Raw genomic sequence first — 25,159 nt, 5'->3', positions numbered from 1 at the left:
TACTAGATGCGCCTCAATGTCGCCGCCTGCAACCGGGCGAAGTCCATCCGCCCATGACCCTGATTCAAAGATACCTTTTTCGCCAGATCCTGTTCCCTGTGATCGCCGCTTGCGCAGCGCTGGCGGGAATCGGGATTCTGAGCCAGAGCCTCGACCAACTCCAGGTCATCGTGGAGCGGGGTCAGAGCGTGTGGATCATGGTCAAGCTGACCCTGCTCGCCCTGCCGCAACTGCTGTCGGTGATTCTGCCGATCGGCCTTTTTGTCGGCGCACTGATCGCCCTGACCCGTCTGCAACGCGAGCAGGAGCTGACGGCGGCCTTCGCGGGCGGCATGACCCGATGGCAGGTCATATCGCCGGCCGCCCGTATCGCCGTGCTGGTCGCCCTGGTCACTCTGCTGGTCAATGTCTTCATTCTGCCCTGGGCGCAGCAGGAGGCGCGGCGTCAGGCGTTCGACATCCGCACCGACCTCGCCGCGCTTCTGGTCGAGGAGGGCCAGTTCGTTCAGGGGCCTGACGGCCTGACCGTCTATGTGCAACAGATCGAGCAGAACGGACTGCTGAAGAACCTGTTCGTCTATCTGGACGACAAGGACAAGGTCACGACGTGGAACGCGTCGGAGGCGCGCTTCAGCCGCGACGCCGGCGGCATTCCGATCCTGACCATGATCGACGGCTCGGCCCAACGCTACTCGTCGGGCGGCGTGCTGGAGACGCTGTCTTTCGGGCGATACGATTTCTCTCTCGCGCCCTTCGTCGGGGTGACCGACACCATTCGCTACAAGCCGACCGACCTCTATCTGCGCCAGCTGCTGAACCCGACGGCCAAGGTGCTTGAGGTCGCCGGCTCGCGCGGCGAGCTGCTGGCGGAGGCGCATTCGCGGCTGGCCTCGCCGCTCTACGCCATGGTCGCCATGGCCCTGGCGCTTTCGGCCATCCTGGGCGGCGCCTTCAGCCGCACCGGCTATACCTTGCGCATCGCCAAGGCGGCGGGCCTGTTTCTGGTCCTGCGCGTCGTTGGCTACGGCCTTGTCGCCGCCAGCGCCTGGAACGGCTGGATGAACGTGCTCCAGTACGTCGTGCCGATCGTGGCTATCGTCGTCGCCCTGCGGGTTCTGTTCCGCGCGCTGAAGCCGCGTCGCAGCCGAACAAACGCTGCGCTGCGCGATCTGAAGGCCAAGTTCGCATGACCGCCGTCGCCGCCGCCCGCCGCTCGCCGCACATCCCCCGTCTCGGCGGCATCGAACGCTATGTGCTGGTCCAGCAGCTGAAGTCGCTGGGCGTGGCCCTGGCCGTGATCTCGGCCCTCGTTATGCTGATCGACTTTGTCGAGGTCTCGCGCGGCGTCGGCTCAGCCCAGGATTTGTCGGCTGTGCGCATTTTCGGCCTTGTGCTGCTGAAGTCGCCGTCGGTCATCGTGCAGTTGATGCCGTTCGTCTTCCTGTTCGGCACCCTGTCGGCCTTCATCAGCCTGAACCGCCGCAGCGAACTGATCGCCATGCGCGCGGCGGGCGTTTCCGCCTGGCGGTTTGTCCTGCCGGCGGCCGGCATGGCCTTTGTGCTGGGTGTGCTGACCGTCACGGTCTTGGGTCCGATGGCCTCGGCGGGCGACGGTCTGTGGCAACGCGAGCGCGCACGGATTTCCGGCACGGCGCCCGGCGGCGATCCCAAGGAGGCGATCTGGCTGCGCGAGGGCGACGATCAGCGCCAGATGATCATCCGCGCCGGCCAGCAGGACCGCGCCAACGCCCGACTGCTGAACGTCAGCTTCTTCATCTATACGACCGCGCCCGGCGGCGGCCGCACCTTCTCCGAGCGGATCGACGCCAAGTCGGCCTCTCTGAACGCTGGCAGCTGGCGCCTGACCGATGCGGTCGGCGCCCAGATCGGCCAGCGCGCCGTCACCTATTCCAGCCTGACCCTGGTCTCCAGCCTGGCGGACGACGAGGCCTTCGATCGTTTCGCCCGACCGCAGGCCACGCCCTTCTGGTCGCTGCCGAACCAGATCAGCCGAATCGAGAACGCGGGCTTCACCTCCACCGCCTATCGCCTGCGCTTCCAGCAACTTCTGGCCACGCCGCTGGTGTTTGCCGCCATGTCCATCCTGGCCGCCGCCTTCTCGCTGCGGCTGATGCGTTTGGGCGATCTTGCGCGCATGAGCGTGGCGGCCGTGGTGCTGGGCTTCGCCTTCTTCTTCCTGAACCAGTTCTCGTCGGCGATGGGATCGGCCGAGGTCGTGGCGCCCTTCGTCGCCGCCTGGCTGCCGCCTGTTCTTACGGCGCTCGCAGCCTTGACCTTGCTGTTCTATACCGAAGACGGCTAATCGGGCGCTCGCTTCTCAGACTACGGATGGCCTATGCAGGGTGATCGGCGCTTCGACGCTTTCAAAGCAAGGCTTCTCGCCGGTGCGGCCCTGGTCGCCTGCGCGCCCTTGGCGACGCCCGCATGGGCGCAAACGACCCCGCCAGCCGCTGCCGCGCCTTCCGACGGCCTGCCGCCCGAAGCGGTCTTTGTCGATGCCGACAATGCACGCCGCGAAGGCGACAACATCATCGTCAGCGGCACGCCCGAGAACCGCGCCTATGTCCGCACGCGCGGCCATATGCTGCGCGGCGAGAACCTGTCCTATGATCTGAACGCCGGTTCGGCGACGGCCGAAGGCCGCGTGGAGGCCATCGCGCCAGACGGCACCGTGGTCTACGCCAGCCGTCTCGAGCTGGATGAAAACCTGGAGACCGGCGTCGCCGTGGATTTCGCCACGCGTCTGGCCAACGGCGCCAGTCTGATGGCCGCAACGGCTGTGCGTCGAAGCGAGAATGTCAGCGAGCTGAACTACGCCCGCTTCACCCCCTGCCCGATCTGCGACGACGGCGGTCCCAAGACGCCGACGATCTCGATCCAGGCGGAAAAGGTGACGCAGGACGAGCAGTTGCGGGCGATCCTGTACCGCAACGCCGTCTTCTACATCGGGCCGGTGCCCGTCTTCTACACGCCCTTCTTCGCCCACCCCGATCCCTCGGTGGAGCGGGCCTCGGGCTTCCTGGTGCCCATCGTCAACTATGACGAGGGTCGCGGCGTCTCCGTCGAGGTTCCCTATCTGCACGTCGTATCGCCGTCCGAGGACTGGCTGATCAGCCCGCAGATCAACACCAGGGTCGCCCCGCTGCTGAACCTGCAATGGCGCCGACGGTTCGCCAACGGCATGATCGTGGCGCGCGGCGGCTATACCTACGAGCGCGAGTTCGGCGACTTCGATCTGAACGGCGACGGCGACTTCGACAACAACGTCAAGTTCGGCGATCGCGAACACCGCAGCTATCTGTTGTCGCACGGCGAGTTCGATCCGGATGGCCCATGGCGGTTCGGCTTCACGGCCGAGCGCACCTCGGACAAGACGCTGTTCGACCGCTATGACGTGCGCTCTCCATATCAGGACAACGGCCTCTACTACGGCGACCGCCGTCGTCTGATCAGCCAGATCTACGCCGAACATCAGACCGATCGGTCCTATGTTTCGGTCGCAGCCTTCTCGATCCAGAGCCTGCGCCTGAACCCGGCCTTCGCCGCGACGGACTTCCGCGACGCCAACGGCTTCAAGGTGTTCGAGGACGACGACACCCTGCCTTTGGTCGCTCCGCTGATCGACGCCCGCTGGGAACCGCGTGAGCTCGTCTTCGGCGGCCGGCTGCGCCTGAAGGGCTCGGCCGTGTCTCTTTATCGCGACGCTTTCGTCGGCGCACCGATCCTGAACCCGGAGATCGTCCCCCCCGTCACGACAGGTCTGGCCGGCGTGGACAGCCGCCGCATCACGGGCCAGGTGGAATGGCGACGGGCGATCATCCTGCCGGTCGGGGTTCGCGTGGAACCGTTCGTCGACACGCGGGTCGATCTCTATTCCATGTCCGACCTGCCGCCGATGATGGGCGTCGACAGCGACGAAACGGTCAGTCGGTCCAGGTTCAGCGCGGGCGTGGACGTCACCTATCCGTTGATCAAGCGCATCGCAGACGCCGACATCATCCTGGAGCCGGTGGGTCAGGTCTCGGTCTCCAACAAGGTCAGCCTGGATCGCCGCATCCCCATCGAGGACTCCCAGGTGCTGGAACTGGACGAGTCGTCGCTGTTTCGCATGGATCGCTTCTCCGGCTACGATCTGCTGGAAGGCGGCGCGCGCGTGACGGCGGGCGGTCGCGCCACGATCCGCTGGGCTGAAGGTCGCAAGGCCAGCTTGTTCGTGGGACGCAGCTATCGTTTCGACCAGCAGGACGACTTTAAGACATCGATTCCCGACGATCCCGCGCGTCTCTATGACCCCACGGGTCTGGCCTCCGAGACCTCCGACTGGGTGGTCCAGGGCGACTTCTCGCCGTCGGATCGCATCCGCAGCTGGTTCCACGCCACGGTGGATGGTTCTGGCGAGGTACGCCGCGCCGAAGCGGCGCTGGACGGCCGCTGGGGGCGCCGCAACCTGGCCACCGTCAGCTACATTCTGGATCAGTCCAATCCCGTCGACGGGCCGTTGAACCGCAACTACGAGTTCGTCCAGCTGGCCGGCCAGCAGTTCGTCTTCCAGAACTGGGGCTTCACCGTCGCCGGCATCGCCGATCTGGACCAGAATGAGATTACGCGATCCGAAGTCGGCGTGCTGTTCGACGACGACTGCCTGCGGTTCGAACTGGGCTATCGGCGCGACAACACCCGCGCCCGGCCCGGCGGCCCGTCGGAAGGCATCTATGTGCGCCTAAACCTCGCCACTTTCGGAGGTTCAGGTTATGGACAGGGCGATATGCGTTGAGCATGACGCTTTACGGGGCGCGACCGCCTGCCGGCCTGGCTGGCGGACCGCTGTGAGGAATCAGGACGACCAATGGGTTTGATGCGTTATTCGACGGGGGCTGCGCTCGCGGCAGTCCTCCTCGCCGGTTCGGCCTATGCCCAGACGGCGCCCGCTCCGGCACAGACCCCCACGGCCGCGCAAGGTCCTGCGGCCGGCGCGCCCAATCCTGCGGCGGAGGAAGCCCCGACGACGGCGCGGCCCGCCCCTCAGTTCGAAATGGCCGACGGCATCGTCGCCACGGTCAATGACAAGATCATCACCGGCTTTGATCTGCGTCAGCGCATGCTGATGCTTATCGCCTCGTCCCAGGTTCAGCCGACCGAGCAAAACCTGCCCGCCATTCAGCAGGCCGCCCTGAATGCCCTAATCGAGGATCGCCTCAAGGATCAGGAGATGGCCAAGTTCGAGAGCCTGAAGGTCACGGACGAGGAAGTCGACGGCGAGATCGCCGAAATGGCCCGCGCCGCTGGCACGACGCCGCAGGCCTATGTGCAGTTTCTGCAACAGGGCGGCATCCAGCCCGCCGCCTTCCGCGACAACCTACGCACCCAGATCGGCTGGAGCCAGCTGATCCCGGGTCGCTTCAACAGCCGCGCCCGCGCCAGCACTCTTCAGGTCGATCAGGAAGTCCGTCGTCTGAACGAGGCGGCCTCCAAGCCCCAGTTCCTGCTCGGGGAAATCTACATCGACGCCGCGCGCGTCGGCGGCCCCCAGGCCGCCCTGAACGGCGCCCGCCAGCTGGTGCAGCAGATCATCCAGGGCGCGCCGTTCCAGGCCGTCGCGCAGCAGTTCTCCGCCGCCCCCTCGGCCAGCGCCCGCGTGCCGGGCGATGCAGGCTGGGTGGTCAAGGATTCGCTTCAGCCGGCTGTGCAGTCGGTGTTGGAACAGCTCCAGCCGGGCCAGCTGTCGAACCCCATCGTCGTCGATGGCGGCGTCTATATCCTCTACCTCCGCGACAAGCGTGACGGCGCCTCCACCAGCCTGGTATCGCTGAAGCAGGTCATGGTCGAACTGCCAGAAACCGCATCGGAAGCCGATGTCGCGGCCGCGACCGCCAAGCTGGAAGGTCTCCGCAATGGCCTGACCTGCGACAACATCATCTCCCAAGCCCGCGCGACGCAGGGCGTCCTGGGCGCCGATCTCGGTGAATCTGACGTCGCCAACCTGGCGCCCCAGTTCCAGCAGTTCGCGCGCACGGGAGAAATCGGTTCGGTCTCGACGCCGATCCGCACCCCGCTGGGCCTGCACCTGGTCGCCGTCTGCGGTCGTCGGGTCGGCGGGCCGGAAGCGCCCAACCGTCAGCAGGTCGAAAACCGTCTGCGCGCCCAGAACCTGGCCGTGCTGGAGCGCCGCTATCTGCGCGACCTGCGCAGCGACGCCCTGATCGAGTTCAAATGACCCCAGCGGTCGCGCCTCTGGTTTTGACGCTGGGCGAACCCGCCGGCGTCGGGCCGGAGATCGTGGCCGCCGCCTGGAAAGCGTTGCGTGCCGACCAGACGGCCTTCGCCGTCATCGGCGACGCGGCGCTGATGCGGACGCAGGGTGTTCCCGTGGCCGAGATTGGGGTTCCCGGCGAGGCCGGCGGCCTGTTCGGATCCGCCCTCCCGATCATCCATCGCCCCCTCCCCGCGCCGGTCCTGGTCGGGTCGCCCGATCCGGCCAATGCCTCGGCCGTCGCGGACGGCATCGAGGAGGCGGTAAGCTTCGCCCTGTCCGGCGAGGCGTCCGGCGTCGTCACCGCCCCGATCGCCAAGGCGCCGATGTACGCCTCGGGCTTTCGCTTTCCCGGCCATACCGAGTTCATCGCCGAACTGACGGCCGATGCGCCATACGCCGGTACGCGCGGGCCCGTGATGATGCTGACGGCCCAAGACCTGCGCGCCTGCCTCGTCACCATTCACGTCGCCCTGGACCAGGTGCCGGAACTGGTCACGGCCGAGCGCGTCGCCCGCACCGCCCGCGTCGTCCACGAAAGTTTGAAACGCGACTTCGCCATCGCTCGCCCGCGACTGGCCATGGCGGCCCTCAATCCCCACGCGGGCGAAGGCGGCGCCCTTGGTCTGCAGGAACGCGACATCCTGATCCCCATCGCCGAACAGCTTCGCGCCGAGGGCATCGACATCACCGACCCCCGACCCGCCGACACCCTGTTCCATGACGAGGCGCGCGCGACTTATGACGCCGCCATCTGCATGTATCACGACCAGGCCCTGATCCCGGTCAAGACGCTAGACTTCTGGGGCGGGGTCAATGTCTCCCTGGGCCTGCCCATCATCCGCACCTCGCCTGATCACGGGACCGGCTTTGACATCGCCGGCAAGGACGTCGCGCGTGCAGACAGCCTGATCGCCGCCATTCGCCTGGCATCGGAGATGGCGGAGGCCCGCGCCGCGCGCTAACAGGGCGTGTGACCGACCTTCCCTCTCTCCGCGAAACCCTCGACGCCCACGGCCTTTCGGCCAAGAAGAGCTTCGGCCAGCATTTCCTGCTGGACCTGAACGTCACCCGCAAGATCGTGCGTCTGGCCGGTCCGTTCGACGGTCGCGCGGTGATCGAGGTCGGCCCCGGCCCCGGCGGCCTGACGCGCGCCCTGCTGGAATCAGACGCCGGCGCCGTGGTCCTGGTGGAAAAGGATCCGCGCTTCATTCCCTTGCTGACCGAACTGGACGACGGCTCCGGCCGTCTGACCCTCGTGGAAGCCGATGCGCTGAAGGTGAAGGAGGCCGATCTGGTCTCCGGCCCGACCCATCTGGTGTCCAACCTGCCCTATAACGTCGGCACCGCCCTGCTGATCAAATGGCTGACCGGCTCATGGCTGCCCCACAGCCTGACGCTCATGTTCCAAAAGGAGGTCGCCGAGCGCGTCGCCGCAGGCCCAGGCGAGGACGCGTACGGCCGTCTGGCGGTCATCGCCCAGGCCGTCTGCACCGCCCGCATCGTCATGCATCTGCCCGCCGCCGCCTTCACCCCGCCGCCCAAGGTGGCCTCGGCCGTCGTCCATCTGGTTCCGCTGGATGAGCGCCCGTCGCCGGAACGCCTGAAGAAGCTGGAACGCGTCACCGCCGCCGCCTTCGGCCAGCGCCGCAAAATGCTGCGGTCCAGTCTGAAACAGCTGGGCGGCGCCGCCCTGTGCGAGGCCGCCGGCATTGAGCCCGACGCCCGCGCCGAAACCATCGATGTCGCGGGCTTCCTGCGACTGGCGGATGCTCTTCAATGACCGTCGAACCGTTCCGCGCCATCTCCGTCAGCCGCCTGGCGCATCAGCTCAAGAGCGAAGGCCGTTCGATCATCCATATGGAGTTCGGCCAGCCCTCGACCGGGGCGCCTGCCGCCGCCATCGCGCGAGCGCATCAGGTGCTGGACGCCGACGCCATGGGCTATTGGGAAAGTCCCGATCTACGCGGCCGTATCGCGCGCCTGTACGACGAGCGGTACGGCGTCGCTGTCGATCCCAACCGCATCCTGCTGACCTGCGGCGCTTCCCCGGCCCTAGTTCTGGCGCTCAGCACCCAGTTCAAACCCGGCGACCGGATCGCCCTGGCCCGGCCCGGTTACGTCGCCTATCGCAACACGCTGCGCGCCCTTCATCTTGAGCCGGTGGAGATCGCCTGCGGTCCCGACACCCGGTTCCAGCTCACCGCCGCCCAACTGCAGGCGCTGGATCCCGCCCCTGCCGGCGTCATCATCGCCAGCCCCGCCAATCCGACCGGCACCATCATCCCCGATGCGGAACTGGCCGCCATCGCCGAGGTCTGCCGCACACGCAACATCGCCATCGTCTCGGACGAGATCTACCACGGCCTCAGCTACGTCGGCCCAACGCCCTCGATGCTGCAGTTTGCGCCCGACGCCGTGGTCATCAACAGCTTCTCCAAATACTGGAGCATGGCGGGCTGGCGCCTCGGCTGGCTGCTGGTTCCGGAAACGCGCATCGACGCCGCCCGCGCCTATATCGGCAACATGTTCCTGACTCCGCCCAGCCTCAGCCAGCATGCCGGGCTGGTGGCCATGGACGCGATCGATGAGCTGAAAGGCCATATCCAGACCTACGCGCGCAACCGCCAGCTGATGCTGGACGCTCTGCCCGCGCTCGGTCTGCGCAAGATCGCGCCGCCCGACGGCGCCTTCTACATCTGGGCGGACATCGGCCATCTGACGAACGACAGCGTGGCCTTCTGCGAGCAATTGCTGCGCGACACCGGCGTCGCCACCGCGCCCGGCGTCGACTTTGATCCTGTCGAAGGCCACCACTTCATCCGCTTCAGCTTCGCCGTCTCGACGCCCGAAATCGAGAACGCCTTGAGCCGTCTGCAGCCTTGGTTCGCAGCTCTCGGATAAGTTGCCTTGGCTTAAGCCGCCTTTGCCTGTGCCGCGGCCGATGTCGCCCGGTGCAAGGCGTCGTAGAGCTTCTTCGGCTCCAGCGGCTTGGCCAACCAGTCCGTCATGCCGGCCGCATAGCAGGCCTGCACCTGTTCGGCTTCCGTGCCGGCGCTGAAGCCGATCACCGGGGCGGCGGCGTTGGGCCCGTCCGATGCGCGCAAGCGCCGTGTCGTCTCGTTGCCGTCGATGCCGGGCATATTCACATCCATCAGCACCACGTCGAACGCCTTCTCCGACAACAGCGCCAGCGCCAGATGGCCGTCCGAGGCCGTGGTCAGATCGACATCCAAAGGCTGAAGCACAAGCGAGATCGTGCGGCGATTGATCTCATGATCGTCCACGGCCAGGACGCGAAGCCGCCGGGCCAGAACGGGCGCCGCCATTTCCTGCCCGTCCAAAGCCTGCGTCGGCTGACCCGCCGGCAGATCGACGCAAAGGGTAAAGGCGGCGCCCTGCCCCGGCGTGCTCTCGACCGTCAGGTCGCCGCCCATCAACCGCGCCAGTTCCCGACTGACGGTCAGGCCCAGGCCTGTCCCGCCGTAGGTGCGCGCGACCTCGGCGGACCCTTGGGCGAAGGGTGTGAACAGCCGACTCATCGCCTCCGGCGCGATGCCGGCCCCCTGGTCAGTGACGGTGAGGGTCAGACAATGTTTTCCATCGACACGCGGCGCCGAGGCTTCGAGGCGGATCGCGCCTGTCGATGTGAACTTGATCGCATTGGATACCAGGTTGTTGATGATCTGGCGCAGACGATAGGGATCCCCTCGCAGCCACACCGCCTCGCTGTCCACGCCCGACATGTCCAGCGTCAGTCCCTTGTCCGCCGCCGGCGCGGTCCAGAACCGCACCGTGTCGCGCATCAGATCGCCCAGCTCGAAATCGCGGCTTTCCATCGTCATCGCGCCCGCTTCCATCTTCGAATGGTCCAGCAGGTCGTTCAGCATGCCGGTCATCAATCGTCCGGCGTCGATGATCAGGTCGGCCGTCTCCTCGCGGTGTTCGGGCGACTCGCCGTCACGAATGACATGGGCGCCGGCCAAGATGGCGCTGACGGGCGTGCGCAGTTCGTGGCTGACGATCGCCGCCATCGCCGCGCGGTCGGCCATGGCCGCCTGCGCCTGTTCCAGCCGCGTTTCCGCCTCCGCCCGGGATTTTACCTCGGCTTCACGTGATCCGTGCACCCGCCAGTAGATGTTGAGCACCATGCCGACGAACAGAACGGCGGACAGGGTCATGACCACGACCCCGCGGGTGTCGCCCTGGATCACCTTGATCGCCGGCATCAAGGCCAGCGCCGCCAGATAAGGGCTGCCGCCGATGAAGAAAATCGTTCGTGAAGCGATGCCGGACGCGACATTGGTCAACAGACCGCCTGCCATCGTCAGGGCGGCGAGCGTCACAAGCGCCGGGTGATTGGTGGACCAGATCACCAAGGCCATGACGGCATAGGTCGTCGCCATCACGGTGGTGGACGCCAGGGCCACAAACACGGACAGCGGCCTTTGTGACGGCTCGGCGCGTCTGAACGGCGTCATGGCCCACAGTTCGAATGCCTGAACCACAACCGCGACCGCCAGCCACAGCGGGACCCATTGCAGCATTCCGGCTTCGGTCATCGCCCAACCGACCAGGGCGGCCAGCAAAAGCCTGACGGGGACCTGCTTGACCCTCTCCCTGGCGCTGCTGGCCAAAAGAGGCGCGATCGAATGAAGAAAACCCATGATACCCCCGTTCACCGCCTGACGTTAGGTCAAGAGGGCGAACAGGTCGTAAACCTGCGATATCGAGGCGCTACGGAACATTCCCTATGGCCGCGTTTACCGTCCGAAATCTTCTGGGCCGCAAAACAGCGTCAGTAGCGTAGCGTTGAGTACCCCACAGCGCCGCAGGTCCCCACGGCCTGTGGCGCTGTTTTTTTCAGACGGCTTCGTTCAGCAGGGCGGCCTTGTAGTCGCCGACCCACAGGTTCCTGAACCGGCGCGAACGCTCGGCGTGATAGATGTGGGCCAGTTCGGCGTAGGATCGATCGAAGTCTTCGTTCACCAGCACATAGTCGAAGGCGTCGCAGTGTTCGATCTCGCCCTTGGCGTTGGCCACGCGGCGCTCGATCACGTCGTCGGCGTCCTGTGAGCGAGTAACGAGACGACGACGCAGCTCTTCCAGGCTGGGCGGCAGGATGAAGACGCGCACGGCGTCCTCCGGGCATTTCTCGGCGACATCACGCGCGCCTTGCCAGTCGATGTCGAACAGCACGTCGCGTCCCTCGGCCAGCGCCTTATCCACGGGCCCGCGCGGGCTGCCGTAGCGATTGCCGTGAACGTCCGCCCATTCCAGGAAGGCGTCCTCGTCGATCAGGCGCTGAAACTCGTCATGGCCGACGAAGTTGTAGTCGCGCCCATGCACCTCGCCAGGCCGGATGCCGCGCGTGGTCATGGAGACGGACAGCTCCAGCCCGCCGTGATCGGCCATCAACCGGCGGCACAGCGAGGTCTTGCCGGCGCCCGAGGGACTGGCGACGATCAGGAGGACGCCCCGGCGGGGGCTGCGTTCATTCGACATTCTGGACCTGCTCACGCAACTGTTCGATGACGGCCTTGAGCTCCAGGCCGATTCCGGTGAGCGCGGTCGTAGCGGATTTCGAGCACAGCGTGTTGGCCTCACGCATGAATTCTTGCATCAGAAAGTCGAGTTTCCGCCCGGCGGGCGCCGCGGCCACAAGCTGGCGCGCCGAAGCGACATGGGCGGTCAACCGATCCAGTTCCTCGCGCACGTCCGCCTTGGTCGCCAGAGCGGCCGCTTCCAGGAAGATTCGGTCCTCAAGCCCCGGCGCATCGGGCGCCAGTTCGGAGATTCGGCGGGTGAAGCGATCACGAATAGCCTCGACCTGCGCTGCCGCCTCGCCTTCCGCCTGGGCGACCAGCGCCTCGATCCGAGCGATGAATTCGTCAAGCACCGGCGTCAGTTGCGCGCCCTCGTTCTGACGTGACGCCTTCAGCGCATCCAGCGCCTCTTCGACGGTGCGGGTCATCGCCGCCTCGACCGCCGCCCGCGCCTCGGGATCGTCCGCCTCTTCGGGCGCCTCGATCACGCCGCGCAGGGCCAGAAGGCCGTCGGCGGACGGCGGCGTTGCGCCGTCTTCGGCCAGTTCGTTCGCCAGCGTCAGATAGCGCGCCAGCACGGCGGCGTTGATCGTGACCGCCGCCTCGCCGGCTTCGGCTCGCTTGGCCTGAACGCCGATGGTGACCTGGCCCCGCGCGAACCGCGCCTGGCCGGCCGCCTTGGCCGCGCGCTCCAGCCCGTCGAAACCGTTCGGCCCCCGAAACCGGACCTCCAGATTGCGCCCGTTGACCGAGCGCGCCTCGACCGACCATGTCCAGCCTTCGCCGGCCCCGTCGGCCCGGCCGAAGCCGGTCATGCCAGATAGGGGGCTCATCGGGCCCCCTGCGTCGCGCCGGCCGGAAGGGTGATCGTCGCCTGACCGTTCTCGACCGACGCGGCGGCCGGCTCGCTCGTCATCGGCGCCGCACTGGTTCCCGGCGTGGCGGGCGGCGTCGCTTCCGGCGGCAGGCCCGCCTTCTGGCGCTCGATCTGACGCCACCGCGCGACGTTTTGCAGATGCTCGTCATAGGTCAGGGCGAAGGCGTGTCCGCCGGACCCATCGGCCACGAAGAACAGGGCCGGATCGGCCGGCGGGTTCAACACCGCCTTGACCGCCTCCTTGCCCGGATTGGCGATCGGCGTCGGCGGCAGCCCGTTGATCTGGTAGGTGTTCCAAGGCGTCGGGGCCAGCAGCTCCGAGCGCCGGATGCCCCGCCCCAGCGGGCGCCCTTTGGTCACGCCGTAGACGATGGTCGGATCGCTCTCCAGCCGCATCCCGGCCCGCAGACGATTGGAGAACACCGCCGCCACGCGGGGCCGCTCCGCCGCCAGCGCCGTTTCCTTCTCCACGATGGAGGCCAGGATCACCGCCTCTTCCGGCGTACGCGCCACGGTCGCGGGCGACCTCTGGCTCCACAGCAGACGCAGATTCTCGGTCGCCGCGCGCTGCATCCGGTCGATCACCGACTGGCGGGTGTCGCCGCGCGAAACCTCATAGGTGTCGGGCCAAAGGCTGCCTTCCTCGGGCGTCTCGGCGACCATCCCGGTCAGCACGGCCTCCTTGTTCAGGATGTCCACCGCCTGCAACGACGACCAACCCTCCGGCAGGGTCACGAAATGGCGTACCACCCGCCCCTCGACCAGCAGGTTCAGCACCCCGGCCAGGGACGTACCGGACGGCACCTCGTATTCGCCGGCCCGCAGCCGACGATCCGCGCCGGTCAAGGTGGCCGCCGCACGGAACAGGTCCGTCGAACGGATCACGCCCGCCGCCTTCATCCGCGCCGCGATGGCCGAGACGCCGGACCCGCTGGGCAGGGTGACGACCGTCGTCTGGCCCTGCCGCGCGGTCGGCCCCGGCGCATAATAGACCGCCCAGACGGCGATCAGCGCCACCAGCAGGAACAGGCCGAAGGTCGCAGACGCGGTCAGCAGCGAGACCGTAAAGCCCGACCGCCCGCTGGATTTCTCGACCCGCCCGCGCCCGAACATCTCAGTCGACCTTCTTGAAGATCACCGAGGCGTTGGTGCCCCCGAAGCCGAAGCTGTTGGACATGGCCACATCGATCTTCATCGGCTTGGCGGTGTTGGGGACCAGGTCGATAGGCGTCTCCATCTCGGGGTCGTCCAGATTGATGGTCGGCGGCGCGATCTGATCGCGGATCGCCAGCACGCAGAAGGCCGCCTCGATGGCGCCCGCCGCACCCAGCAGGTGTCCCGTCATCGACTTGGTCGAGGAGACGGTCAGGTTTTGCGCATGATCGCCGACCAGCCCCTCGATCCCCTTCAACTCGATCCAGTCGGCCATGGTCGAGGTGCCGTGGGCGTTGACGTAGTCCAGGTCCGACGGCTGCAGACCGGCCCGCTTCAGCGCCGCCTTCATGGCCCGCACCCCGCCTTCGCCGTCCTCGGAAGGGGCGGTGATGTGATAGGCGTCGCCGCTCATGCCGTAGCCCACGACCTCGGCATAGATTCTGGCCCCGCGCGCCTTGGCATGTTCATATTCTTCCAGCACCAGGATGCCGGCGCCTTCGCCCATGACGAAGCCCGCATGGCCACGGTCATAGGGACGCGACGCCTTCTCGGGCGTGTCATTATAGGCGGTGCACAGGGCCTTGCAGGCCAGAAAGCCCGCGATGCCGATCGGCACGATCGAGCTTTCGGCCCCGCCCGCCACCATCACGTCCGCGTCGTCCAGCGCGATCATCCGCGCCGCATCGCCGATGGCGTGGGCGCCGGTGGCGCAGGCGGTCACCGCCGCATGGTTCGGCCCCTTCAGGCCGTGGCGAATAGAGATCTGGCCGCCGGCGAGGTTGATCAGGGCGCTGGGGATGAAGAAGGGGCTGACGCGACGCACGCCCTGTTCCTTCAGCACGATCGCCGTGTCGGCTATGGGCCCCAGGCCGCCGATGCCGGAGCCGACCATCACGCCGGTGCGCTCCTTGTCCTCGTTCGTCTCGGGCTTCCAGTTCGCATCCGCCAGAGCCTCGTCCGCCGCCGCGATGGCGTACAGGATGAAGTCGTCGACGCGCTTCCTGTCCTTGGCGGACATGATCTTGTCGGGGTCGAAGTCGCCTTCGCCGCCGCCGCCGCGTCCATCCACGCTCGGCACTTCACCGGCGATGGTGCAGCCATAGCCCTCGGTGTCGAAGGCCGTGATCGGACCGATGCCCGACCGTCCCTCGACAATGCCTTTCCAGCTCTTCTCGACGCCCCAACCCAGGGGGGTCAGCAGACCGATGCCCGTAACGACGACGCGGCGCATGGTGCGTGCTCCCTTATCTCCAGCCCGACCCTTCGGAATCATCGCGGATTCGCGCGGGTCAGAAACAGTAAAGGCCGCCGGGCGTCTCCGCTAGGAGCGCCGGGCGGCCCTGTGAACCGTCAGCCTGTTCGGCCGATATCGGCGACTGAGATCAGCCGGCCGACTTTTCGTCGATGAACTTGACCGCATCGCCGACCGTCTGGATGTGCTCGGCGGCGTCATCCGGGATCTCGATGTCGAATTCTTCTTCGAAGGCCATCACCAGCTCGACGTTGTCGAGCGAGTCGGCGCCCAGGTCGTCGATGAAGCTGGCCTTTTCGGTGACCTTGTCCGGATCGGCGTCCAGATGGTCGATGACGATCTTGCGAACGCGCTCGAGGGTGTCGGACATGAGTGTCTCTCTGCCTGTTTGAAATCGCCGTAGAGGCGGGGGTGGCTCAGAAATCGCCGTCTCACGGCAGCGTTGGCGACGCAAGCCCGAAGGCTGTGATCGACAATGCATCCCTGCCCTTTAGCACAGCCTTTCGGGCAGGAAATAGTCTGTTGCGTGACGTGATGACGATCAGATCATCGCCATGCCGCCGTTCACGTGCAGGGTCTGGCCCGTCACATAGGCGGCTTCGTCGGACGACAGATAGACGGCGGCGGCGGCGATCTCGTCGCCCGAACCCAGACGGCCCGCCGGAATCCGGCCCAGAATGGTCTCGCGCTGCTGATCGTTCAGCACATCGGTCATCGGCGAGGCGATGAAGCCCGGCGCGATGCAGTTGACGGTGATGCCGCGCGAACCGACCTCCTGCGCCAGCGACTTCGAAAAGCCGATCATCCCGGCCTTGGACGCGGAATAGTTGGTCTGGCCCGGGTTGCCAGTCACGCCGACGACCGAGGTGACGCCGATGATTCGCCCCGAACGACGCTTCATCATTCCCTTCACCGCCGCGCGGGTCAGGCGGAAATAGCTTTCCAGATTGACGGTCAGGACGGACTGGAAGTCCTCGTCCTTCATCCGCATCAGCAGACCGTCCTTGGTGATGCCGGCGTTGGCCACCAGGATGTCCAGGGCTGAGCCCGCCGCCGTTTCGGCTGCGTTGACCAGATTGTCGACCGACTCAGGATCCGACAGGTTCGCCGTGGCGAAATGCGCCCGCTCACCCAGTTCCTTGGCCAGATCCGCCAGCACCGCCTCGCGCGTGCCCGACAGCACCACGGTCGCGCCCTGGGCGTGCAGCGCCCGCGCGACCGCCCCGCCGATCCCGCCCGTCGCGCCGGTCACCAGCGCGGTCTTGCCTGCAAGATTGAACATTTATGTCTCTCCGAAGTGGCGAGTGATTAGTGTCGAGGAGCGAGGAAAAGCAACGAGGCGAGGCGAACAGCTCGCCACTCGTCACTCACCACTCGCCACTCCCGTCGCGAAGGCTTCCAGCTCTTCCGGCGTGTTCAGCGGCAGGGCCTCGGCGTCCGGTGCGATCCGCTTGGCCATGCCGGTGAGCACTTTGCCCGAGCCGATCTCGACGAAGCGGGTCACGCCGCCTTCGGTCGCCATCCACTCCATACTCTCGCGCCAACGTACCCGGCCGGTGACCTGCTCGACAAGCAGGCGGCGGATGACTTCCGGATCGTTCTCGGGCCGCGCCAGGACGTTGGCGACGACGGGCACGACCGGCGCGACGATCTTCGCCTCGGCCAGGGCGGCGGCCATCTCGTCGGCGGCCGGCTGCATCAGCGGACAGTGGAAGGGCGCCGAGACGTTCAGCGGGATCGCCCGCGCGCCCAGTTCCTTAGCCTTCTCGATGGCTCGGTCCACAGCGGCCTTCTCGCCCGAGATGACGATGTTGCCGTTGTTGTTGTCATTGGCGACCACGCAAACGCCGACCTCCGACCCGGCCGCCGCCGCCGCTTCCGCCAGCGCGAGATCGGTCTTAGGTCCGATCAGCGAGGCCATCGCGCCCTGCCCCACCGGCACGGCGCGCTGCATCGCTTGGCCGCGCAGCTTCAGCAGTCGCGCGGTATCCGACAGCGAGATTGCGCCCGCCGCCGCCAGCGCCGAATATTCGCCCAGCGAGTGACCGGCCACATAGGCCGCACTCGCCACGTCAAAGCCGAACTCGGCCTTCAACGCCCGGATCGCCGCCACGGACACCGCCATCAGCGCGGGCTGGGCGTTCTCGGTCAGGGTCAGCTGGTCCTCGGGGCCTTCGCGCATCAGCACCGACAGCTTCTGGCCCAGCGCCTCGTCCACCTCCGCGAAGACGTCGCGGGCGGATTGGAAGGCGTCGGCCAGTTGCGCGCCCATGCCGACGGCCTGGCTGCCCTGTCCCGGAAACAGAAGTGCGAGGGTCATCGACCGCTCCCTGAATCATTGATCAAGAGCGCGGACCCGTAAGCCCAGACTTACCCGAGGGCAAGCGGAGGTGGTGGGTGCTTTTGCATCGGACCATTTCCAAGACCGCAGGGATGCCGCCCTGAGAGCGCCTAGCGGCGCCGGTATTTTGCGAGCAGTCGATCGCGCGCGGCGTTGACGCGCGTCGCCAGCCCTTCCGTGCCGCCCTGATCGGGATGGGCGCGGGCCATGGCGCGTTTCCATGCCGAACGGATTTCGGCCTCAGTCGCGGCTGGTCCGACACCCAGCACGGCGCGTGCGTCAGCCTCGCTGACGGGTTCGGATCGGATGATCGGTCGCTGCCGGGACGACCAGGCCAGATAGAGCCCTGCCCCGGCCAACGCCGCCGCCGCCAGCCACGCCCCACGAAACGCCGCAAGCGCGCCGCCGGCCAGCAGAACTGCGCCCAGCAGGGTCGCCGTCACGCGCCAGTGAGCGCGTCCGCGTCGCTCGGTCTGTCGCCCCAGCCGCACCAGCGCCCAGACGGCGATCGCCGCCAAGGCCAGCCAGATCAAACCCATCAGGCGATCAGGCCGCGACGTCCAAAGGGCTGAGGACCTGCTCCAGACCCATGGCCATCATCAGATTGCGCATCTCCTGGCGCGCAGCGACGTGGGCCAGGGACACCGCGACCGGCCGGATGTCGTTCGACAAGTCGGCCACCGTCAGGCCGAAGGGGAACAGCTCGCGATAGATGACCCGGTCCCGCAGGCCGGGACCGACGCGGAAGCCGACGCGTTTGGCCAGCTTGGTCATCCGTTCTTCCAGGCGTTTGCGGTTGCGCGCCTCGGCGACGGCGAGGCGATTGGTGACCACCAGCCAGTCGATCGTCGCGTGGCGCCCCTGGGCGATGGCGCGCTGCTTGCGCGCCTCCCAGACGCTCTCGGAATAGATCGAGGGTTTCAGCAGCTCCAGGGTGACCGGATCGACATCGCCCAGCAGGTCGAAATCGACGAAGCTGTCGTTCATCGGCGTCACGATCTGATCGGCGCGGGCGTGGGCGGCGCTTGAAACGGCCGTGTCTCCGCCGGGGGTGTCGATCAGGATGCAATCGACGCCCTGCGCCGCCGCCTCTTCGAAGGCGCGCTCGAAGGTGGCGATCTGGTCGGCCGCATCCGCCTTGGCCAAGGCCTTGCCGTCGCCCATGTCGGGCACGAAGGGCTGGGGAAGCTCATGACCGTTCGCGGCCAGCCAGGCGGCGCGGTTCTGGAAGAAGCGCTGCATCGAGCGCTGGCGCAGGTCCAGATCGATGATCGCCACCGAGCGTCCGGCGTGCAGCAGGCCGGTGACGATGTGGATGGCCAGGGTGGACTTGCCCGCCCCGCCCTTTTCGTTGCCGAGGACGATCACATGCGGCTGCGTCATTCGCGGGAATCCTCTGTGCCGACCGCGCGACTCAAACTTTGCGGTCCTAGGTCCGGCGAGACTCGGCCTGAAAGCGCCAAACGTCAACGGAACCTTAACGCAGACCTGTGGACGGCGAACCGGGGTCGGTCAGCTGTTGCGCGCGCACCAGGCGTCGCCGACAGCGGCGGAGCGGCAGACCGCAGCGGCGGTTTCGGTCGAGACCGGCCCGACCTTCAGCCGCGTCAGCCGACGGCCGCCCACGTCGACCTCCTGGTAGATCGGCGACAGTCCGGACAGGTCTGATTTGGCCTTGACCCGATCCCAGGCCTGACGCGCGCCGGCCGCACTGGAATAGGCGCCCAGTTGGATCGTTCGCCCGGTTTCCGGCGCCGCCGTAAGGCGGGCGGGACGCAACACGGGCGGCTGAACCTGCGAGATCTCTTCATCCGCCACGGCTTTGACGACCGCGGGCGAGGCAGCCCGAACGACTGCGTCCCGCAGGCCTGCATCGTCGCCGACGGGGCGAAGGCCCGCCTGGACGTCTCGGGCGTCCCACATGGCGTGAGGATCCATGACCGCCACCTTGACCGGCGTGAAGCGCACGGGCCGCAGTCCGGCCTTTTCAGCCACGTCATGCCGGGTTTCGCGATCGCGCGCCGAGAGCGGAATGTCGATCGCCGCGACGTTCTCGGCCATCGTACTGAATCGATGGGGATCGCTGTCCACCGCGCCGCAGCCGGCGACGGCGAGGCTGCTGGCGAAGGCCAGGGCGATCAGAACTGGACGGGTCGCTTCTGCGGGCGTCATAAGCACGACCCTAGAGCCCAAAATTTGCGGTCTGGTGCATCAACAGGCTTAAGCGGAAAGGTTAATCGCTTCATCATGATAGACGCCGCACCCCCGTTCCCTTCTTTGGCCGTCGTCCGCACTGTCGCCGATCTGCGGGCGATCGTCCGGGACTGGAAACGTCAAGGCCTGAGCGTCGGCATGGTTCCGACCATGGGCGCCCTGCATGAAGGCCACCTGACCCTGGTGCGTGAGGCCGCGCGCCGCGCTGACCGCGTCGTCGCCTCCAACTTCGTCAATCCGACCCAGTTCGCGGCGCACGAGGATCTGGGCAAATATCCCCGCCAGCAGGAGGATGACGCCCGTCTGCTGTCCGGCGCCGGCTGCCATCTGATGTTCGCGCCCTCAGCCGACGCCATGTACCCGGAAGGCTTTGCGACAACCGTCGCCGTCGCCGGCCCGGCGCTGGGTCTAGAAGGCGACTTCCGGCCGCAGATGTTCGGCGGAGTCGCCCTGGTCGTCACCAAGCTGTTCAACCAGGTGCAGCCTGATGTCGCGGTCTTTGGCGAGAAGGACTATCAACAGTTGATGGTCGTACGGCGGTTCGTGCGCGATCTGGACCTGCCGGTCGAGATCGTCGGTGCGCCGACGGAGCGGGACGGTTGGGGCCTGGCCCTGTCGTCACGCAACGCCTATCTGTCGGAGACTGAGCTTGAGACCGCGCGCCGGCTGAACGGCATTCTGGCGGAGGCCGGCGTCCATGCCTCAGGCGGTCGCCCCCTGCCCGGTGTCGAGCGTGAAGCCTATGCCGCCCTTCTGAAAGCTGGGTTTGATCGGGTCGATTACGTCGCCATTCGCCACGCCGAGGACCTGACGCCGTTCCGCAACGACATCGTCGACGCTCCCGCGCGAATCCTGGCCGCCGCCTGGTTGGGCAAGACGCGACTGATCGACAATATGGCGGTCTGAAAAGAAGGGCCGCATCCGTTCTCCGGATGCGGCCGTGTCCGATCAGCCGATCGCGCCGACGCAGCCCTCTGCGTCGCCCGGCGCCAGATCGGCGTCGGTCAGGGCGATGGTCCAGCCGTGATGCGTGTTCAGGCCCCAGCGGCGGGCGCCGCCGCCGTCGCCGGCGTCCCCACCCGCAGTGACCACCACGCGCCGGCCCTTGGGCAGAGCCGGCGGATCGATCTTGCCCACCGCCAGAGACGTCGGCGTCTCGCCGCCGTAGCCGTCGAACACGCTCAGCATCGACCACTCGCGACGCAGGCCCATCCACCAGGCGTCTTCTGTGTTGATCGCCAGCACGGCGATCCCGTGGCCCTCGGCGGCGAAAGCCAGGGCCTTTTGCGGATCGCGCACCATCTTGATGTCGGCGGCGGCCCCGAAACGCAGGCGCGCGCCGTCATAGGCGCGGGTCGGTTCGATGGGCGCCCAGACCTGAACCTGAAGCCGACCCTGGCGCGCCAGGCCCCAGCCGACAATCTCGCGCCACAGATGTTCGACCGCCTCGGCGTTCTCGGGCTTGGCCTGCTTCAGCATGCGCGAGAGGACGGTCTGCTCGCGATCGGGACGCAGCTTGGTGTGCGGGCCGGTGGGCGCGTCCTTGGCCCGGCCGACGGTGGCGGCGATGGCCAGGCGTTGCTCGAACAGCGCCAGGATCTGGTCGTCGATGCCGTCGATTTCGGCGCGCAGGGCGGCCAGCGCCTGCTGTTCGGGGGTCAGGTCGGCCATGTCAGGCCAGACTTGCTGAAGATTGGAATGGGGCATGGAAAAGGGCTTTCGGCATTCTGGGATTCGATATGTGCAGGAGCGAACAGCCGCTCTGGTCCAGAGCGGTCGCCGGTGAAGCAGTCAGGGACGGAGTGCGCCCGACGCCTCAGCCGGCGTATCGAAAGCCGTAAAAGCCGTAGCCGAAATAGAGGCCGGAAACCGCGCGCGAACGGTCGAAAGAAACAGAGAGAGCGCGCAGGCGGGACATGGTCCGGTTCCGGTTTATGCGGATCGTGTTGCGACCCGTAGGTGTCTTAAGGACGCAAAGACCGTGCGCCGTCAACCCTCTGGAAAGCTCAACAGGACAAAACGCGTCTGATTATCACCGGAATCCTGCAAGTCGTTGCGCAGGATCGACAGGCCGTACACCTCGGCGGCGCCGACCGGGGCGATGGCCGCCCGTGTCGGATCGCCCGCTTCGGCGACATCGCGCGCCGCGCCTGCGGTATCGAAATGCTCGACCACCTCGACATTCAAACCGGCCAGCGTTTCCTTGCACTGGGCCAGGGCGATGGGATGGCTCTCGACGGTTCGGATATCGGACAGACGCGCGCCGTCGATCGCCATCAGCGCATGACGGATCGGCCGCCAGACCTGAGCGACCGGCTCCACGCCAAGCGCACCGACCAGCGTCGCCGCCGGCTCGACCACGCCGATGGTCGAGTTCTCGACAGGGATCAGGGCGCAACCGCAGTCGCCGGCGCGCAGCGCATCCAGGGCCTGGTCGAAGGTTTCGAACGCCACAGCCTCGTCCCACGGACGCAGGGCCAGACAGGCCTCATGGCTGAACGAACCGGGCGCGCCCTGATAGGCGACCCGGCCGGGCTTCTCCTCAGTTGGAGACGCTGATTGCATCGATCACTCCCTCGGTCTCGGATCGATCTGGCGCTGCCTCGGTGGCGTCACCATGACCGGATCGGCCCGCATTTGGGGCGCTGACGACGGCTAGGCCGCCGCCGACTGCGCCACCCGTCCGGCCTTCAGCCGCTCAGCCACCAGGAAGGCCAGCTCCAGCGCCTGGTCGGCGTTCAGGCGCGGGTCGCAGTGGGTGTGATAGCGGTTGGACAGATCGTCCTCCGTCACCGCCTGGGCGCCGCCGATGCATTCGGTGACATTCTGACCGGTCATTTCCAGGTGGACGCCGCCGGGGTGGACGCCTTCGGCCTCAGCCACATCGATGAAGGTCCGGACTTCGCCCAGGATGCGGTCGAACGGCCTGGTCTTGTAGCCGTTGCCGGCCTTCAGCGTGTTGCCGTGCATCGGGTCGATGGACCAGATCACCTTGCGGCCCGAGGCCTTCACCTCGCGCATCAGCCTGGGCAGGCGCTCGCCGACCTTGTCGTGACCGAAGCGTCCGATCAGCGTCAGACGACCGGAGACATTGTCCGGGTTCAGGGCGTCGATCAGCGGCAGCAGGTCGTCGGCGGTCATGGTCGGCCCGCACTTCACGCCGATGGGGTTTTTGATCCCCTTCATGAACTCGACGTGGGCGCCGTCCAGCTGACGCGTGCGCTCGCCGATCCACAGCATGTGGGCCGAGGTGTCGAACCACTCGCCGGAACCGCCATCCAGACGCGTCAGGGCGCTTTCGACGTTCAGCAGCAGGGCCTCGTGGCTGGTGAAGACCTCGACTCGGCTGAGATCCGGATGCGTCTCGGGCGTGACGCCGACCGCCTCCATGAAGGCCAGGGCCTCGGTGATCTTGTCGGCCAGCTCGCGGTACTGGGCGCCGGCGGCATTGTCGCCCGCGAAGCCCAGGGTCCAGCGATGGATGTTGTACAGGTCGGCATAGCCGCCGCCGGCGAAGGCGCGCAGCAGGTTCAGCGTCGAGGCCGACTGGTTGTAGGCGCGGATCAGACGCTGCGGATCGGGCGCGCGCTCCTCCGGCGTGAAGCCCATGCCGTTGATGATGTCGCCGCGATAGCTGGGCAGTTCGACGCCGTCGATCTCTTCGAGCGGCGACGAGCGAGGCTTGGCGAACTGGCCCGCGATCCGCCCCACCTTCACCACCGGCTTGCGTCCGGCGAAGGTCAGGACGACCGCCATCTGCAGGATCAGGCGGAAGGTGTCGCGGATATTGTCGGTCGAGAACTCCTTGAAGCTTTCGGCGCAGTCGCCGCCCTGCAGCAGGAAGGCGTCGCCCCGCTCGACCTGCGCCAGCTTCGACGTCAGGCGCCGCGCTTCGCCTGCGAAGACCAGCGGCGGCAAGGCGCGCAGCTCGTCTTCCACCCGCGCGAGGGCGGCAGGATCCGGATAGTCCGCCGGCATATGCAGGGCGGTCTTGGTTCTCCAGCTTTCGGGGGTCCAGCGTGTCATCGCGCAAGAATAGGACTTCGCGCCTATTCAAACAACGAAAAGCCAGGAGGATTTTGCCGCGAAATGTCAGTCTTCCGAAGAAGGCGACTTTTCCGCCGCAGCTTCGGCCTTGCGTTCAGCCTTCGCCGCCGCCTTCTCGGCCGCCTTCTGCGCTGCTGCGCGTTCACGTTCCTGACGCTCAAAGCTGTAGTTGGGTTTGCGAGCCATCGGCGTCCTCGTCTCATCTCGTGTTCTGGCGGTGAAGGTGGCGATGCAGGGAGCCCGACGCAATCGCCAAATCCGGCACCCTGCAAAGGCGGCTCACAGCAGTCTTTCCTTGCGCGTCAAAATCTTGGCGGCGGCGTCGAAGGCGATGAACAGGCGGGCTAGAAGGGTCATGGGCTCTGAACGCTTGGCCCTGTTCGATGTTCAGTCCCGCGAACCTTCGTCGCACCCGAAAGGCGGGCGCCCATGTCGACCCAATCCATCCTCCTCGGCGGTGTCGAAGCCGGCGGCACCAAGTTCATCTGCGGCGTCGCCGCCGCCGACGGCGTGATCATCGACCAGATCCGTATCCCGACGACGTCGCCCGACGAGACGCTGGATGCGGTCGCGGCCTTCTTCGTCGACGCACAGTCGAAACACGACCGGCTTTCTGCTCTAGCGATCGTCAGTTTCGGCCCTCTGTCGTTGAAGCCCGACGCGCCGGATTTCGGCGCCATCACCAGCACGCCCAAGCCCGGCTGGAGCGACGTCAACCTGTTGGCCCGTCTGCGCCGGCGCCTCGATGTTCCCATGACGCTGGACACCGATGTGAACGGCGCGGCCGTGGGCGAACGCCTGTTCGGCAGCGGGCAAGGACTGGAGAGCTTCTGCTACGTCACGGTCGGCACGGGCGTGGGGGTGGGGGTGATGATCGACGGCGCGCCGCATGGCGGGGCGAACCATCCCGAAGCCGGTCATATCCGGCTGCCCCGCGCCAAGGGCGACGAGACGTTCTCGGGCGTTTGTCCCTTCCACGGTGACTGCCTGGAAGGCCTGGCGAGCGGGCCGGCGCTGCAAGCGCGCTGGGGCGCGCCGGCCGAGACGTTTTCTCACGATCATCCGGCCTGGCCGATGACGGCGGAGTATATCGCCGGTCTGTGCACCAACCTGACCTACACGCTGCGGCCAGAGCGAATCATCATCGGCGGCGGCGTAATGCAGCCGCACATGTACGATCTGGTCAGACAGGCGCTGGTGAGACAGCTCGGCGGCTACGACGCCAGCCTGAAAGGTCTGGATATGCAGACCTACATCGCGGCGCCGAGCGCGGGCGTGTCCGCCGGCCTGATCGGCGCATTGGCCCTCGCCCACCGTTCCGTCACGGGCGCGTGGCCCAAGGACTGGGGCACGCAAGGCCGGGATTAGATTGAAGTGGAGATGGTGGACGCGACAGGGATTGAACCTGTGACCCCCTCGGTGTGAACGAGGTGCTCTCCCGCTGAGCTACGCGTCC

24 protein-coding genes and 1 tRNA gene are annotated in these 25,159 nt (G+C 66.9%); 9 read left to right on the top strand and 16 right to left on the bottom strand.

What is annotated here, in order from left to right:
- The first annotated feature begins 53 nt into the window (after positions 1 to 53).
- From E7T10_RS08780 to E7T10_RS08750, 7 genes are all read left to right on the top strand, one after another.
- A complete protein-coding gene (locus E7T10_RS08780) occupies positions 54 to 1,190 on the top strand; it encodes an LptF/LptG family permease (protein ID WP_137721503.1) in 1,137 nt (378 codons plus the stop codon).
- Positions 1,187 to 2,323 (top strand): LPS export ABC transporter permease LptG, encoded by a 1,137-nt coding sequence (gene lptG, locus E7T10_RS08775; RefSeq protein ID WP_137721502.1) that lies wholly within the window; start codon positions 1,187 to 1,189, stop codon positions 2,321 to 2,323. The genes E7T10_RS08780 and lptG overlap by 4 nt, the downstream gene beginning before the upstream one ends.
- A 33-nt stretch (positions 2,324 to 2,356) precedes the next feature.
- Complete coding sequence (locus tag E7T10_RS08770) at positions 2,357 to 4,795, top strand: LPS-assembly protein LptD (RefSeq protein WP_137721501.1); 2,439 nt, start codon at positions 2,357 to 2,359, stop codon at positions 4,793 to 4,795.
- A gap of 72 nt (positions 4,796 to 4,867) precedes the next feature.
- Complete coding sequence (locus tag E7T10_RS08765) at positions 4,868 to 6,235, top strand: peptidylprolyl isomerase (RefSeq protein WP_246845974.1); 1,368 nt, start codon at positions 4,868 to 4,870, stop codon at positions 6,233 to 6,235.
- Complete coding sequence (gene pdxA, locus E7T10_RS08760; RefSeq protein ID WP_137721500.1) at positions 6,232 to 7,236, top strand: 4-hydroxythreonine-4-phosphate dehydrogenase PdxA; 1,005 nt, start codon at positions 6,232 to 6,234, stop codon at positions 7,234 to 7,236. The genes E7T10_RS08765 and pdxA overlap by 4 nt, the downstream gene beginning before the upstream one ends.
- An 8-nt stretch (positions 7,237 to 7,244) precedes the next feature.
- Positions 7,245 to 8,054 carry a 16S rRNA (adenine(1518)-N(6)/adenine(1519)-N(6))-dimethyltransferase RsmA gene (gene rsmA, locus E7T10_RS08755; protein ID WP_137721499.1) on the top strand — a complete coding sequence of 270 codons (810 nt, stop codon included), beginning with the start codon at positions 7,245 to 7,247 and terminating at the stop codon, positions 8,052 to 8,054.
- On the top strand, positions 8,051 to 9,175 hold the full coding sequence (locus E7T10_RS08750; RefSeq protein ID WP_137721498.1) for a pyridoxal phosphate-dependent aminotransferase: 1,125 nt from the start codon (positions 8,051 to 8,053) through the stop codon (positions 9,173 to 9,175). The genes rsmA and E7T10_RS08750 overlap by 4 nt, the downstream gene beginning before the upstream one ends.
- Before the next feature lie 11 nt (positions 9,176 to 9,186).
- Here E7T10_RS08750 and E7T10_RS08745 read toward each other — a convergent pair whose 3' ends face one another.
- From E7T10_RS08745 to E7T10_RS08695, 11 genes are all read right to left on the bottom strand, one after another.
- Positions 9,187 to 10,938 (bottom strand): ATP-binding protein, encoded by a 1,752-nt coding sequence (locus tag E7T10_RS08745; RefSeq protein WP_137721497.1) that lies wholly within the window; start codon positions 10,936 to 10,938, stop codon positions 9,187 to 9,189.
- Between the two features lie 196 nt (positions 10,939 to 11,134).
- Complete coding sequence (gene gmk / locus E7T10_RS08740; protein WP_039247959.1) at positions 11,135 to 11,776, bottom strand: guanylate kinase; 642 nt, start codon at positions 11,774 to 11,776, stop codon at positions 11,135 to 11,137.
- Positions 11,766 to 12,650, bottom strand: coding sequence for a YicC/YloC family endoribonuclease (locus E7T10_RS08735; RefSeq protein WP_137721496.1), 885 nt, complete (start codon positions 12,648 to 12,650; stop codon positions 11,766 to 11,768). The genes gmk and E7T10_RS08735 overlap by 11 nt, the downstream gene beginning before the upstream one ends.
- Positions 12,647 to 13,807, bottom strand: coding sequence for an endolytic transglycosylase MltG (gene mltG, locus E7T10_RS08730; RefSeq protein WP_137721495.1), 1,161 nt, complete (start codon positions 13,805 to 13,807; stop codon positions 12,647 to 12,649). Before mltG ends, E7T10_RS08735 begins: the two co-directional genes overlap by 4 nt.
- Position 13,808: 1 nt before the next feature.
- Complete coding sequence (fabF, locus tag E7T10_RS08725; protein WP_137721494.1) at positions 13,809 to 15,080, bottom strand: beta-ketoacyl-ACP synthase II; 1,272 nt, start codon at positions 15,078 to 15,080, stop codon at positions 13,809 to 13,811.
- A 151-nt stretch (positions 15,081 to 15,231) separates the two neighbouring features.
- Positions 15,232 to 15,471, bottom strand: a complete 240-nt coding sequence (locus E7T10_RS08720; protein WP_008264317.1) for an acyl carrier protein — start codon at positions 15,469 to 15,471, stop codon at positions 15,232 to 15,234.
- A gap of 171 nt (positions 15,472 to 15,642) precedes the next feature.
- A complete protein-coding gene (gene fabG / locus E7T10_RS08715) occupies positions 15,643 to 16,383 on the bottom strand; it encodes a 3-oxoacyl-[acyl-carrier-protein] reductase (protein WP_055808649.1) in 741 nt (246 codons plus the stop codon).
- An 81-nt stretch (positions 16,384 to 16,464) separates the two neighbouring features.
- Entirely contained in the window at positions 16,465 to 17,421 is a 957-nt protein-coding gene (fabD, locus tag E7T10_RS08710) for an ACP S-malonyltransferase (RefSeq protein ID WP_137721493.1), read from the bottom strand.
- Positions 17,422 to 17,552: 131 nt separating this feature from the next.
- On the bottom strand, positions 17,553 to 17,981 hold the full coding sequence (locus tag E7T10_RS08705) for a molecular chaperone DnaJ (RefSeq protein ID WP_137721492.1): 429 nt from the start codon (positions 17,979 to 17,981) through the stop codon (positions 17,553 to 17,555).
- 7 nt (positions 17,982 to 17,988) lie between these two features.
- Positions 17,989 to 18,825 carry a division plane positioning ATPase MipZ gene (locus tag E7T10_RS08700; RefSeq protein WP_137721491.1) on the bottom strand — a complete coding sequence of 279 codons (837 nt, stop codon included), beginning with the start codon at positions 18,823 to 18,825 and terminating at the stop codon, positions 17,989 to 17,991.
- Positions 18,826 to 18,954: 129 nt separating this feature from the next.
- On the bottom strand, positions 18,955 to 19,614 hold the full coding sequence (locus E7T10_RS08695) for an SPOR domain-containing protein (protein WP_137721490.1): 660 nt from the start codon (positions 19,612 to 19,614) through the stop codon (positions 18,955 to 18,957).
- Between the two features lie 75 nt (positions 19,615 to 19,689).
- Between E7T10_RS08695 and panC the strand changes: the two genes are divergently transcribed.
- Positions 19,690 to 20,562 carry a pantoate--beta-alanine ligase gene (panC, locus tag E7T10_RS08690; RefSeq protein WP_137721489.1) on the top strand — a complete coding sequence of 291 codons (873 nt, stop codon included), beginning with the start codon at positions 19,690 to 19,692 and terminating at the stop codon, positions 20,560 to 20,562.
- Between the two features lie 42 nt (positions 20,563 to 20,604).
- Here the strand turns inward: panC and E7T10_RS08685 are convergent, their stop codons facing one another.
- From E7T10_RS08685 to E7T10_RS15740, 4 genes are all read right to left on the bottom strand, one after another.
- Complete coding sequence (locus tag E7T10_RS08685; RefSeq protein ID WP_231868790.1) at positions 20,605 to 21,327, bottom strand: chorismate mutase; 723 nt, start codon at positions 21,325 to 21,327, stop codon at positions 20,605 to 20,607.
- 318 nt (positions 21,328 to 21,645) lie between these two features.
- Positions 21,646 to 22,221 carry a prephenate dehydratase domain-containing protein gene (locus E7T10_RS08680; RefSeq protein ID WP_137721488.1) on the bottom strand — a complete coding sequence of 192 codons (576 nt, stop codon included), beginning with the start codon at positions 22,219 to 22,221 and terminating at the stop codon, positions 21,646 to 21,648.
- Between the two features lie 90 nt (positions 22,222 to 22,311).
- On the bottom strand, positions 22,312 to 23,682 hold the full coding sequence (locus tag E7T10_RS08675) for a class II 3-deoxy-7-phosphoheptulonate synthase (RefSeq protein WP_045811290.1): 1,371 nt from the start codon (positions 23,680 to 23,682) through the stop codon (positions 22,312 to 22,314).
- Positions 23,683 to 23,748: 66 nt separating this feature from the next.
- Positions 23,749 to 23,889, bottom strand: coding sequence for a hypothetical protein (locus tag E7T10_RS15740; protein WP_168189915.1), 141 nt, complete (start codon positions 23,887 to 23,889; stop codon positions 23,749 to 23,751).
- Positions 23,890 to 24,132: 243 nt separating this feature from the next.
- Here E7T10_RS15740 and E7T10_RS08670 point away from each other — a divergent pair, with 243 nt between their 5' ends.
- Positions 24,133 to 25,071 (top strand): ROK family protein, encoded by a 939-nt coding sequence (locus E7T10_RS08670; protein WP_137721487.1) that lies wholly within the window; start codon positions 24,133 to 24,135, stop codon positions 25,069 to 25,071.
- A 13-nt stretch (positions 25,072 to 25,084) separates the two neighbouring features.
- Here the strand turns inward: E7T10_RS08670 and E7T10_RS08665 are convergent.
- Positions 25,085 to 25,159, bottom strand: a tRNA-Val gene (locus E7T10_RS08665).

Origin of the sequence: Brevundimonas sp. SGAir0440, from assembly GCF_005484585.1 — a bacterium.
Classification (GTDB): domain Bacteria; phylum Pseudomonadota; class Alphaproteobacteria; order Caulobacterales; family Caulobacteraceae; genus Brevundimonas.
The sequence above is the reverse complement of the archived record's forward strand: the minus strand, read 5'-3'. Positions and strand labels throughout refer to the sequence as shown.

What these genes read in the sequence shown, in the direction of transcription:
- E7T10_RS08780 (WP_137721503.1), top strand. Translation starts at nt 54, where the DNA reads ATGACCCTGATTCAAAGATACCTTTTTCGCCAGATCCTGTTCCCTGTG.
- lptG (WP_137721502.1), top strand. Translation starts at nt 1,187, where the DNA reads ATGACCGCCGTCGCCGCCGCCCGCCGCTCGCCGCACATCCCCCGTCTC.
- E7T10_RS08770 (WP_137721501.1), top strand. Translation starts at nt 2,357, where the DNA reads ATGCAGGGTGATCGGCGCTTCGACGCTTTCAAAGCAAGGCTTCTCGCC.
- E7T10_RS08765 (WP_246845974.1), top strand. Translation starts at nt 4,868, where the DNA reads ATGGGTTTGATGCGTTATTCGACGGGGGCTGCGCTCGCGGCAGTCCTC.
- pdxA (WP_137721500.1), top strand. Translation starts at nt 6,232, where the DNA reads ATGACCCCAGCGGTCGCGCCTCTGGTTTTGACGCTGGGCGAACCCGCC.
- E7T10_RS08750 (WP_137721498.1), top strand. Translation starts at nt 8,051, where the DNA reads ATGACCGTCGAACCGTTCCGCGCCATCTCCGTCAGCCGCCTGGCGCAT.
- E7T10_RS08745 (WP_137721497.1), bottom strand. Translation starts at nt 10,938, where the DNA reads ATGGGTTTTCTTCATTCGATCGCGCCTCTTTTGGCCAGCAGCGCCAGG.
- gmk (WP_039247959.1), bottom strand. Translation starts at nt 11,776, where the DNA reads ATGTCGAATGAACGCAGCCCCCGCCGGGGCGTCCTCCTGATCGTCGCC.
- E7T10_RS08735 (WP_137721496.1), bottom strand. Translation starts at nt 12,650, where the DNA reads ATGAGCCCCCTATCTGGCATGACCGGCTTCGGCCGGGCCGACGGGGCC.
- mltG (WP_137721495.1), bottom strand. Translation starts at nt 13,807, where the DNA reads ATGTTCGGGCGCGGGCGGGTCGAGAAATCCAGCGGGCGGTCGGGCTTT.
- fabF (WP_137721494.1), bottom strand. Translation starts at nt 15,080, where the DNA reads ATGCGCCGCGTCGTCGTTACGGGCATCGGTCTGCTGACCCCCCTGGGT.
- E7T10_RS08720 (WP_008264317.1), bottom strand. Translation starts at nt 15,471, where the DNA reads ATGTCCGACACCCTCGAGCGCGTTCGCAAGATCGTCATCGACCATCTG.
- fabG (WP_055808649.1), bottom strand. Translation starts at nt 16,383, where the DNA reads ATGTTCAATCTTGCAGGCAAGACCGCGCTGGTGACCGGCGCGACGGGC.
- fabD (WP_137721493.1), bottom strand. Translation starts at nt 17,421, where the DNA reads ATGACCCTCGCACTTCTGTTTCCGGGACAGGGCAGCCAGGCCGTCGGC.
- E7T10_RS08705 (WP_137721492.1), bottom strand. Translation starts at nt 17,981, where the DNA reads ATGGGTTTGATCTGGCTGGCCTTGGCGGCGATCGCCGTCTGGGCGCTG.
- E7T10_RS08700 (WP_137721491.1), bottom strand. Translation starts at nt 18,825, where the DNA reads ATGACGCAGCCGCATGTGATCGTCCTCGGCAACGAAAAGGGCGGGGCG.
- E7T10_RS08695 (WP_137721490.1), bottom strand. Translation starts at nt 19,614, where the DNA reads ATGACGCCCGCAGAAGCGACCCGTCCAGTTCTGATCGCCCTGGCCTTC.
- panC (WP_137721489.1), top strand. Translation starts at nt 19,690, where the DNA reads ATGATAGACGCCGCACCCCCGTTCCCTTCTTTGGCCGTCGTCCGCACT.
- E7T10_RS08685 (WP_231868790.1), bottom strand. Translation starts at nt 21,327, where the DNA reads ATGGCCGACCTGACCCCCGAACAGCAGGCGCTGGCCGCCCTGCGCGCC.
- E7T10_RS08680 (WP_137721488.1), bottom strand. Translation starts at nt 22,221, where the DNA reads ATGCAATCAGCGTCTCCAACTGAGGAGAAGCCCGGCCGGGTCGCCTAT.
- E7T10_RS08675 (WP_045811290.1), bottom strand. Translation starts at nt 23,682, where the DNA reads ATGACACGCTGGACCCCCGAAAGCTGGAGAACCAAGACCGCCCTGCAT.
- E7T10_RS15740 (WP_168189915.1), bottom strand. Translation starts at nt 23,889, where the DNA reads ATGGCTCGCAAACCCAACTACAGCTTTGAGCGTCAGGAACGTGAACGC.
- E7T10_RS08670 (WP_137721487.1), top strand. Translation starts at nt 24,133, where the DNA reads ATGTCGACCCAATCCATCCTCCTCGGCGGTGTCGAAGCCGGCGGCACC.